This is a genomic window from Microcystis sp. M144S2 (assembly GCF_020246065.1).
Classification (GTDB): Bacteria; Cyanobacteriota; Cyanobacteriia; order Cyanobacteriales; family Microcystaceae; genus Microcystis; species Microcystis ichthyoblabe_A.
The window spans coordinates 1-9,592 of sequence record NZ_JADBTR010000092.1; the positions used below are offsets into that span (position 1 = coordinate 1).

General features: G+C 44.2%; 9 protein-coding genes and 1 pseudogene. 5 read left to right on the forward strand and 5 right to left on the reverse strand.

The genetic code is table 11. From position 1 onward, the window contains the following. Positions 1-319: 319 nt before the first annotated feature. Positions 320-1,009, reverse strand: coding sequence for a lecithin retinol acyltransferase family protein (locus IM462_RS11575; RefSeq protein WP_002736879.1), 690 nt, complete (start codon positions 1,007-1,009; stop codon positions 320-322). A 301-nt stretch (positions 1,010-1,310) separates the two neighbouring features. Between IM462_RS11575 and IM462_RS11580 the strand changes: the two genes are divergently transcribed. Both IM462_RS11580 and IM462_RS11585 read left to right on the forward strand, forming a co-directional pair. After that, on the forward strand, positions 1,311-1,544 hold the full coding sequence (locus IM462_RS11580; protein ID WP_002771307.1) for a hypothetical protein: 234 nt from the start codon (positions 1,311-1,313) through the stop codon (positions 1,542-1,544). A 22-nt stretch (positions 1,545-1,566) separates the two neighbouring features. Continuing rightward, on the forward strand, positions 1,567-2,061 hold the full coding sequence (locus IM462_RS11585; protein ID WP_046663150.1) for a phosphoribosyltransferase: 495 nt from the start codon (positions 1,567-1,569) through the stop codon (positions 2,059-2,061). Between the two features lie 82 nt (positions 2,062-2,143). On the opposite strand, the gene cydB is transcribed toward IM462_RS11585, so the two are convergent. Together cydB and IM462_RS11595 are read right to left on the reverse strand one after the other, a co-directional pair. Next, complete coding sequence (gene cydB / locus IM462_RS11590; protein WP_002792975.1) at positions 2,144-3,157, reverse strand: cytochrome d ubiquinol oxidase subunit II; 1,014 nt, start codon at positions 3,155-3,157, stop codon at positions 2,144-2,146. Positions 3,158-3,165: 8 nt separating this feature from the next. Beyond that, positions 3,166-4,593: a cytochrome ubiquinol oxidase subunit I gene (locus tag IM462_RS11595; RefSeq protein WP_149973379.1), complete on the reverse strand. Its 1,428-nt coding sequence runs from the start codon at positions 4,591-4,593 to the stop codon at positions 3,166-3,168. A gap of 232 nt (positions 4,594-4,825) precedes the next feature. Here IM462_RS11595 and mnmG point away from each other — a divergent pair, with 232 nt between their 5' ends. Together mnmG and IM462_RS11605 are read left to right on the forward strand one after the other, a co-directional pair. Then, on the forward strand, positions 4,826-6,733 hold the full coding sequence (gene mnmG / locus IM462_RS11600) for a tRNA uridine-5-carboxymethylaminomethyl(34) synthesis enzyme MnmG (RefSeq protein ID WP_287701703.1): 1,908 nt from the start codon (positions 4,826-4,828) through the stop codon (positions 6,731-6,733). A gap of 77 nt (positions 6,734-6,810) precedes the next feature. Further along, positions 6,811-6,927: pseudogene (locus IM462_RS11605) on the forward strand (IS30 family transposase); the annotation flags it as partial. Positions 6,928-7,410: 483 nt separating this feature from the next. Here the strand turns inward: IM462_RS11605 and IM462_RS11610 are convergent. Continuing rightward, positions 7,411-7,806, reverse strand: a complete 396-nt coding sequence (locus IM462_RS11610; RefSeq protein ID WP_287701701.1) for a hypothetical protein — start codon at positions 7,804-7,806, stop codon at positions 7,411-7,413. Positions 7,807-8,088: 282 nt separating this feature from the next. Continuing rightward, on the reverse strand, positions 8,089-8,403 hold the full coding sequence (locus IM462_RS11615) for a hypothetical protein (RefSeq protein ID WP_002735918.1): 315 nt from the start codon (positions 8,401-8,403) through the stop codon (positions 8,089-8,091). A 290-nt stretch (positions 8,404-8,693) separates the two neighbouring features. On the opposite strand from IM462_RS11615, the gene IM462_RS11620 reads away from it, so the two are divergent. After that, on the forward strand, positions 8,694-9,197 hold the full coding sequence (locus IM462_RS11620; RefSeq protein ID WP_287701699.1) for a hypothetical protein: 504 nt from the start codon (positions 8,694-8,696) through the stop codon (positions 9,195-9,197). The last annotated feature ends 395 nt before the right edge of the window (positions 9,198-9,592 follow it).

The following is a 9,592-nucleotide window of genomic DNA, read 5'->3' on the forward strand; positions in this document are numbered from 1 at the left end:
AAAAAGTTTGTTGGTGGGGGCAGGGTGTGGGCTTCGGCCGTGAGCTCAGCGTTCGACCGAGCTCACGCCGAGGTCCGAACGGGTGTGGGGTGTGGGCTTCGGCCGTGAGCTCAGCGTTCGACCGAGCTCACGCCGAGGTCCGAACGGGTGTAGGGTTTTACCGATTTTGAGGTAGTCAGTTACCTAATTTTCAGGGAAAAAGTACCTGAATTTTACCCCCGATCACTCCAATGGTCAGCACTTTTTGAGGGAAAAAAGTCTAAAAGCCTTATCCAACAAGGTTTTTAGATTTATTCAGCCAACCCTACTTACATCCAGACTAACCGTTAGCAATCACCAGACTTTTAAGAACATTTTCGGTCATGGCCGCTATTTGATCCAATTGTTCCTGATGGCGTTTTGCCTGTTTTTTGGCTTCTACCTTACGTTTCAGAGCTTCCCGGGCTAAATCATCGCGATTTCTGCTTAAAGCTTCGATCGCTACTCGATTCCATGTTTCTGCTTCTTGAATGGCTTTTTTGTACTGGGGTTGAATTTCATCCCAACTGACCTTAAGATTGCTTAAAGCCCCTTTTAACAGGGTTTGGGCATTGTTGGGGTCGGCTCCGATGAGGGATTTTTTCAGAGGTTCGTAGAGTCCCACCGCTTGTAAATGGGTAATAATCGGGATAAATTCTTCTATCTGTTGACTTTTGCTAATACCGGTCTTACACCAAGTGGCAAAATGTTCGCAGTTGTTAAAAAGAAGATTATATTTCTGCTCCCCCAGACGACTTAGCGCCCTTTCTACCACCACATCGGGGATAAAGGAAAATCCCACCTCTACATGGCGCACCACATAGATTTTACCGCCCCTAGCAAAGGTTTCTAGGGAAGTTCGTTCCACAATCTCGCTCGGTTTTCGGTAATGAATGACGCTACCATCTCCGCAATCGATGCCATGATGGGCATAAACACCCTGAAGATTGAGCAATTCCCGATAGGCGTATATTTGATCCCCTTTAGCCATATTTTTTTAGTGATAAAGTAAACAAGGAGATTATCTATTGAGCCAGTTTTTCCGGTTATTAATCTTCGTTTTCATGAAAATATTCCCGATCGCGATTTGTCAAAACCTATTATAGCATTTATCTTAATAGTGAGGTACAAAGTTTTCCTCTGGTGGAGTCGGTCATCAATACCAAATTAGGTTACACTTCATCTTTATGGGAAACGCTGTAAAAATTATCGAGGTAGAAATTGAGAACTATAGCCTAAACACCAGCGATTCAAGCCCCTTTTTGACTGTTAACCCCCTTAACCCAGAGATTATGGATGCTTTTAGTCCCTTTCCCCCTGACTGGACAGAGAATGCCGTTCACGCCTACAATTTTTGTTGTCCTTACTGTGGGGCAAAAGCTAAAGAAGCTCAGGCCGTTTGGATCAATCGCCGCGCTCCCGTTTTAGGAGAAGATTCCCGTCGTAAATGGCAAGAATTCTATCATTGTCAATGCGATCGAGTTTGGTGGGCCTGGAGTAGTGATCGACCTGCGGAAAATAAGTAATTCTCAATCGGGAATGTAAAATATGGCCGATGTCTATGTTTCTTGGGATGAATACCATCGTCTGATCGAAAAATTAGCAGTAAAAATCGATCATTCTGGTTGGCAATTTGCTCAGATTGTCTGTTTAGCTAAGGGAGGATTGCGCGTCGGTGACATTCTCTGTCGTCTTTTTCGTCAACCCCTAGCCATTCTCTACGCTGCTTCCTACGGGGGGCAAAATCATCAAATTCGGGGAGAATTAACTATTTCCTCAAATTTAGCCATGATCGAAGCCCAATTAAAGAGTCCCTTGTTATTAGTGGATGATTTAGTCGATTCGGGAATCACTCTCCAAAAAACCTCGATTTTGTTACAGGAAAAATACGGGATTACCAATATCAAAACTGCGGTGATCTGGTACAAAGCGGCATCAAGAATCAAACCTGACTATTATGTGGAATATTACCCCGATAATCCTTGGATTCATCAACCCTTCGAGCGTTACGAGTTAATTACACCCAAAGACCTCCTAGAATAAATTCAGTTTAGCATCAGCGGTAGAGAGTTTCCCCTTAAAAATACCACCAAAGAAGATTCATATCTGAAATCGGCAACGCCATCTATTCTCCGTAGGATTCAGCAGTAATTTTGCCCCGAAAAACGATGTAATTATAAACTGTATAGGCTAGTAAAATTGGGATTAAAAAACCCACAAAAGTCAGCATAAACACCAAAGAACTAGGGGCGGCCGCCGCTTGATAAATTGTCACTGACGGGGGAATAATATCGGGGAAAATCAACAATCCCAAACCGATAAAAGAGAGCATAAACAGCAATACTGTCCAGACCATGGGGGTGTTTTCTTCCTTTAGTTGCAAACTCCGCAGTAATAAACCCAGTAAGACCACAGCTAAAATCGGGATGAGGATAAAGATGTAAATTAGTCGAGGGTCAAATAAACGCTGACGGATATGGTCAGAAAGCAGCGGCGTACTGATGGTGATAAAGATAGCACCGATAAAAGTGGTAATAGCGGCAATTTTTGCCGTTTTATAGTGAACTTCCTGTAAATTACCCGTAGTTTTCAAAATTAGGTAAGTGGAACCCACTAAAACATAAGCTTGGATTAAAGTTAGAGACACTAGAATCGATCGCCATGTTAACCAATCAAAGGGGCCGCCGGCAAAATGACCCAATTCATCCACTTTAATGCCCTCAAAAACCGCACCGAGGGCGAATCCTTGCCCCAAAGCAGCCAAAAAACTGCCGAGTCCGAAGGCATAATTCCAGAACAACTTGCGACGAGAATGTTCACGAAACTCGAAGGAAACAGCCCGAAATAACAGCCCCACCACCATAATCACTGCTGGCAGGTATAAAGCGTTTAAAATTGTCCCGTAAGCTAGGGGAAACGCCCCAAACAGGGAACCACCCATCAAGACAATCCAAGTTTCGTTAGCATCCCAAACATTACCCAAACTGGTCATTAAAATACTGCGACGCTTCTCGGAGGAGGAAGTCAGGGAAAGAATTCCCACCCCCAAGTCAAAACCATCGAGGAGGACGTAGAGAAACAGGAATAAACCCAGAATAAAAAACCAAATTTGTGGCAAAAAATACTGTAACGGTTCCATAGTTCCTCCTATTGTTGCGCTTCTAGGGAACGAGGATTTAGTTCTGGTGAGGTCACTGTTTCCTGTTGAGTCCCCGGCAGTGGTAAGTTAAGATTGGGTCCCTGACGGATAATAAGACTACCGAAATAGAGAGCAGAAACCAAGAAAACGACATAAATCGCCGTAATTCCGATTAAAGAAGTTAAAATCTCGCCTGCGGGCAGTTTAGAAGCAGCATCCACTGTCCGGATTTGATTGTAAACCGTCCAGGGTTGACGACCGACACAACGGACAATCCAACCGGTTTCAACCGCAAGATAACCCAGAGGGGCCGCAAAAACCCAAGCGCGCAGTAACCATTTTTGACTGTCGATTTTTTCGTTACTCAGTTGACCGCGCAGCCATTGCCCGACAGTTACAGTCATTAAAGAAGCAAGAAAAAGACCGATAGCGACCATAATCCGGAAGGAATAATAGATTAGCCCCACCATGTGCGGTCTGTCTTCGTATTTCCACGTTTTTAAGCCGAGAACAGGTTCCGATAACTTGGGTTTTAACTCCAAAAGATAACCCAAAGCATTAGGAATTTTCACTTCCCAGCTATTTGTCTCCGCTTTATCCTTAGGTAAAGCAACCAAACTCCAACCGGCAGTTTCTCCCGCAGGAATAGTTTCCCATTGCGCTTCCATGGCGGCTAATTTAGCCGGTTGATAGTGATACACTTGTTCGGCACTAAGATGACCGACAAAAATTTGCAAGGGGGCGATAACAATCGCTAGAGTAAGAACAATTTTGAGAGAACGACTAAAAAAGCTAATGTGACGTTTATTGAGCAAATACCAAGCACTAATACCACCAATGACGAAAAGAGAAGTTTCCAGAGTAGCGAAAAACATATGCAGGAAACTATTAACCATGAAGGGATTGAGAATCGCTTGTAGGTAATCCTGAACGATAAATTTACCATCCACGAAGATGCCGCCGGCGGGGGTTTGCAGCCAAGAATTAGCGGTTAAAATCCAGAAAGTGGAAAGATTAGCCCCGAAAGCGACGAGAATTGTCGCTAGGAAGTGAATTAACGGGGGAACTCGTCCCCAACCAAACAGCATAATTCCTAGAAAACTAGCCTCTAGCATAAAGGCCATGGTTCCCTCGAAACCGAGGATAGTTCCGAAAAAGTCCCCCACCGCTTCCGAAAAAGGCGCCCAATTCATGCCAAACTGGAAGGCCATGGGTAAACCAGAAGCAACTCCAATGCCGAAATTGAGAATGTAGAGTTTTGCCCAGAAGCGAGCGTGATGATAGTAGTCAGGATTGCGTGTTTTTAGCCATAATCCTTCGACAATGACTAGATAAATGCCCATACCAGTGGTTAACACCGGCCAAAGCATATGGAAAATAGCGGTGATGGCGAATTGTATCCGCGACAAAGCAACGGGATTGGCAAGTAAATCCATGATTACAATCTTTAAACGATCGTGAAAATATGATAAGCACCTATAATACTTAGCCAGTAATGCCCTGAAAAGGCAAGGGTAAATAGGGATTATACAGATTGTTTTTAGATTTATGCGATCGCTTTGGTGTTAGTCAATGACTTAGTTAGTATTCTTGTATTATATTGGGGGGAAAACTCAGAAAAATTGCTAGAATATTAGCCTGATTAATTAATTTTCCCCTCGATCGACTATGACTTTCTCCTCAGCCGCAGACTTTCAAGACGAATTTGATGTCATCGTCGTCGGGGCGGGCCATTCCGGCTGTGAAGCGGCCCTAGCTTGCGGCCGTCTCGGTTGTCGTACCCTTCTCCTCACTCTTAATCTCGATAAAATCGCTTGGCAACCCTGTAACCCCGCCGTCGGTGGTCCGGCTAAATCCCAATTAACCCACGAAGTGGACGCTTTGGGCGGCGAAATTGGCAAAATGGCCGACCGCACCTATCTGCAAAAACGGGTTCTTAATGCCTCTCGCGGACCGGCAGTCTGGGCCCTACGCGCCCAAACCGATAAACGGGAATACGCGGCGGTGATGAAAGGTATCGTCGAAACCCAAACCAATCTGGTTATTCGGGAAGGCATGGCCACAGACCTGATTTTAGGGGCAAATGAGCAAGTTTTAGGGGTAGAAACCTATTTCGGCACTTGTTTCGCCGCTAAAGCCGTGATTTTAACCACTGGCACTTTTTTAGGCGGCAAAATCTGGATTGGCGGCAAGTCTATGGCCGCCGGACGGGCGGGCGAATTTGCGGCGGTGGGTTTAACAGAAACCCTAAATCGTCTCGGATTCGAGACCGGTCGCCTAAAAACTGGCACTCCTGCCCGTGTGGATAAGCGTTCGGTGGATTACTCCCGCATGGAACCGCAACCGCCTGATGACGAGGTGCGTTGGTTTAGTTTTGATCCAGAGGTGTGGATCGAACGAGAACAAATGAACTGTCATCTCACCCGCACCACGGCGGCAACTCATCAATTAATCAGAGATAATTTACATTTATCCCCCATTTATGGCGGTTTTATTGACTCCAAAGGGCCGCGTTATTGTCCTAGTATTGAGGATAAAATCGTCCGTTTTGCCGATAAAGAAAGTCATCAAATTTTTATCGAACCGGAAGGGCGCGATATTCCCGAACTTTATATCCAAGGCTTTTCAACGGGACTGCCGGAAAATGTTCAATTAGCAATGCTGCGGACTTTACCCGGTTTAGAAAACTGTGTGATGTTGCGTGCTGCCTATGCAGTGGAATACGATTATTTACCGGCAACTCAGTGTTATCCAACCCTGATGACGAAGAAGATTGAGGGGTTATTTTGTGCGGGACAAATTAACGGGACAACCGGTTATGAAGAAGCGGCAGCCCAGGGACTGGTGGCGGGGATTAATGCGGCGCGGTTTGCTTTAGGAAAAGAGTTAATTGTTTTTCCCCGGGAGGAAAGTTATCTAGGAACTTTGGTCGATGATTTGTGTACTAAGGATCTGCGGGAACCCTATCGAATGTTAACCAGTCGTTCCGAATATCGCTTAGTATTGCGATCGGATAATGCCGATCAAAGATTAACACCTTTAGGGCGAGAAATTGGTTTAATTGATAACCGGCGTTGGCAATTATTCCAGAGCAAACAAGCTAATATTATCGCTGAAAAAGAACGCCTACACGAAACGAGAATTAAAGAACGGGATGAGGTGGCAATCGCCATCGTTAAGGATACGGAACAAAAAATTAAAGGTTCTCTCTCTTTAGCGGATTTACTGCGTCGTCCTAGCTTCCATTATCTCGATCTTGATCGCTATGGTTTAGGTAATCCTGATATAAATTTAGCCGAAAGAGAAGGGGTAGAAATTGAGATTAAATATTCCGGTTATTTAAAGCGACAACAAAATCAAATTGACCAAATTAGTCGCCACAGTAACCGTCATTTATCCCCCGATATTGACTACATGAAAATCGAAACTTTGTCAATGGAATCGCGGGAAAAATTAACAAAAATTAAACCCGCCACCATCGGCCAAGCCTCGCGAATTGGCGGAGTAAATCCCGCCGATATTAACGCTTTATTAGTGTATTTAGAAATGCGGCAGATGTCGGCAGTTAAAAGTTAGGAAATAATTCTGATTATCAGCGATCAAGAGTTATTATCGGCTGCTTAATTGGCAGCCCCAATCAAAATAAATGACCGATTACCCCTGACCAAAGAAAAACCTTTACTTGTGACAAGGTCAAAGAATTTTGTGGACATCAAGAGTTGAGTCAGAAACTAGGAGCAGATTTTTATTTTGCCCCTCCTGATCATTCTTAGGAGAGGGGATTAAACGAGCATAATAATATTGCCAACGGACAGAAGGCGATCAAAAACCGACTAATTACCTTGGAAAACGGACAGAAGAATTTAGAGTTAGGGCAGTCGGAAATTAAAGGCGATATCTGAACCCTAGACGGAAAGATAGAGGGTTTAAGCTGCAAGCAGCTCGAGTTAAAGTTATGGCGAACGCGGCGGGGAAAACCACCGATCTCGCCGAAAAAGTCGGAGAATTGAAAAACCGGAAACAGATCGGGATAGTGGTGATCACCGCTTTGATCAGTTCGGTCTAGTCCTAGGTTTTAAAAGTTACCCAAAAAGACAGGCAATAATTATCCCCAAAATACTCTGGGGAGTAACCTAAATAACCAACCTTAAAAAAACTCTCTGCTAAACTTGAGTCAGTAGATGCACCCTGATGAAAAAGGAGAGTCAAAGAAAGCTCTCCTTTTTTTTTGTTGAGAAAGCAATCTGGGGGATTTAGCCGCGGTTAGCAGGTAGTTTCGCCTTGCGTGCCATGTCTTTGAAACCATTCAAACTTGGACCGGGGCGACGGCGAGACAGACTAGGAGTAATCAAGTATTTTGTCGCAAATTCCACCTCTTGCGGCTCTACTTTACCGTTAGTAGCGGCTACGGGTGCCGGTGCGCTCACAGGAGCGGCGGGAGTTTCTTTTGCTTGCTTTTCTTTCTTAACAGAAGTTTTTTTGGTTTTTTTCTCAGCTACAGGGGCAGGAGCAGACTCGACAGCAGGGGCGGGAGCTTCCACAACAGGCGCGGCTGCTGCCGTGGTTGCTGTCGCTTTTTGTTCACCATCAGTTTCTTTTAGTTCTAGGTAAAAGTCAGATTTTTTGCCACCAAAGAGATTTTTTAACATCGGGGATCACTCCGAGAGTTGGGAAAATGTAAAAGACTAGGTATTTAAAAATTTATCATTGACCGGGATCAGGCAGCAAACAAGATTATTGTCTTGACAATTTCTCTGCTTCATCTATTTTTCTCTGGATAATCCCTAACAGAAAAAGTTTTTTAAAACAAGTTAAATTTACAAAAATTAACAAAAATCAAGGACGAGAAACCCCGACGCAAACAAGGGCAAAAACTGCTAGAGACGTTGCTGACAACGTCTCTAGATTATTGATTGGGGATTTGGTCGGATTTAGCTGGCTGCGGGTACACGGCTGCCGCTAACTCCGGGGACAGGACCACGACGAATGTTGGTTTCCGCTTCGATGGGAACGAATTCAATATGATTGAGGAGGGTAGTAACGAAAGCAAAGAGTAAAAAAGGCAAAGAGAGGACGACGACTAACCCCACGGTAGCGAGGGCAAAAATTTGTCTAGTGCTACTCCAAAGAGCTAGAGTGGAAGCGAGAGTGAGAAAAATAACGATTAACCAGACGATTATTTGTCCGTAAATATCTCCGAAGGTGAGGGTGCAAACCATGCGATAGTTACGAAAATCCTTATCCATAACAGTAAACCCGTAGATAGTCAGTTATTATCTCAGGGTAAGTCTAGAATCGTCACCTTGGTCAATATTTAAAGGTTTTTATAAACACTTGTTGATAAATCTTTACAATTCCGCCCCGAGCGGGTAGCCAAATCTAGAAGTAAGAGCGGTATTGTTTGGTTGCCCTTCCGGAAAACTAAGTTGCTCTCCTAAGAATTGATAAGAATTGCTAAGAATTAGCAAAAAACTTGCCAAAATTTTGGCGAACGCTCTTTACAATTAAGTTAGAAAGGCAAGGAGGAGCAAGCCTAATGAAAACTTTTGTTGAGCGTTATCGGTCTTGGTTTAATTGGACAACCCTAGCCATGGTTGTTCTTGGTTTCTGGTTAAGTGCCAGTTTCGTCATCGATTTAATCATTATCCCCAGCTTATCCGTAGCTGGCATGATGACACAAAATGGCTTTGCCAGTGCCGGTTACTTGCTATTTGGCATTTTTAACCATCTGGAATTAGTTTGTGCGGCGATTGTGCTGTGTAGCTTTGTTGTCTTCCACCGCTATCATACCTTAATCCATCTCCCCGAACATCGATCGCTTCTATTCGCCAGTGTTCTCTTAGTAATCACCCTAATTTACACCTATTTTCTCACTCCCAATCTCAGTGCTATGGGTTTACTGGCCCCCGTTACCGCGTCGGGAATGTCGGGAGAAATGATGTCCTTGCAGATTGGTTATTGGTTTCTAGAAGTGGTTAAAGGTTTGATAGCTTTTACCCTGTTGCGCTGGTGTTGGCGAGATGCCTTTAAGTTGGCTTAACTATTAGCGGCAATATCGCGGTTATCTGAATAGTGAGGTAAGAAGCTTTCGGTATTAGGGAATAGGCAATCTTACGGCTTTTTCCCCCTTCCCTAGTCCAGTCTTAACCGGTGATTCGGAAGTTGGGTATCTCCTTTTCGCATTTGCTCATGCCCCGGTTGCGAGGCGATGAGCAAATCCCACCTTTACCTGACGTGATTCGAGCCAAAGCTTTAGCTGTTACTTAGGCTGCTAAGCAGCCTGGCAGCTAGGCTATAGATCTCTTGCATAAGTCTAGACAAAATAGGATAAAATAGTCCAAGAGTTAAGATTGAAAGATGACTTACGAACAAGTAAAAACTTTAAAGCCAACAGAGTTCAAACGCTTGTGTGGCGTGTATCCAGATACATTTAAG

Coding starts and splice junctions, on each gene's coding strand:
- IM462_RS11620 (WP_287701699.1), top strand. CDS start 8,694: ATGAAAACTTTTGTTGAGCGTTATCGGTCTTGGTTTAATTGGACAACC.
- IM462_RS11585 (WP_046663150.1), top strand. CDS start 1,567: ATGGCCGATGTCTATGTTTCTTGGGATGAATACCATCGTCTGATCGAA.
- IM462_RS11615 (WP_002735918.1), bottom strand. CDS start 8,403: ATGGATAAGGATTTTCGTAACTATCGCATGGTTTGCACCCTCACCTTC.
- IM462_RS11595 (WP_149973379.1), bottom strand. CDS start 4,593: ATGGATTTACTTGCCAATCCCGTTGCTTTGTCGCGGATACAATTCGCC.
- mnmG (WP_287701703.1), top strand. CDS start 4,826: ATGACTTTCTCCTCAGCCGCAGACTTTCAAGACGAATTTGATGTCATC.
- IM462_RS11580 (WP_002771307.1), top strand. CDS start 1,311: ATGGATGCTTTTAGTCCCTTTCCCCCTGACTGGACAGAGAATGCCGTT.
- cydB (WP_002792975.1), bottom strand. CDS start 3,157: ATGGAACCGTTACAGTATTTTTTGCCACAAATTTGGTTTTTTATTCTG.
- IM462_RS11610 (WP_287701701.1), bottom strand. CDS start 7,806: ATGTTAAAAAATCTCTTTGGTGGCAAAAAATCTGACTTTTACCTAGAA.
- IM462_RS11575 (WP_002736879.1), bottom strand. CDS start 1,009: ATGGCTAAAGGGGATCAAATATACGCCTATCGGGAATTGCTCAATCTT.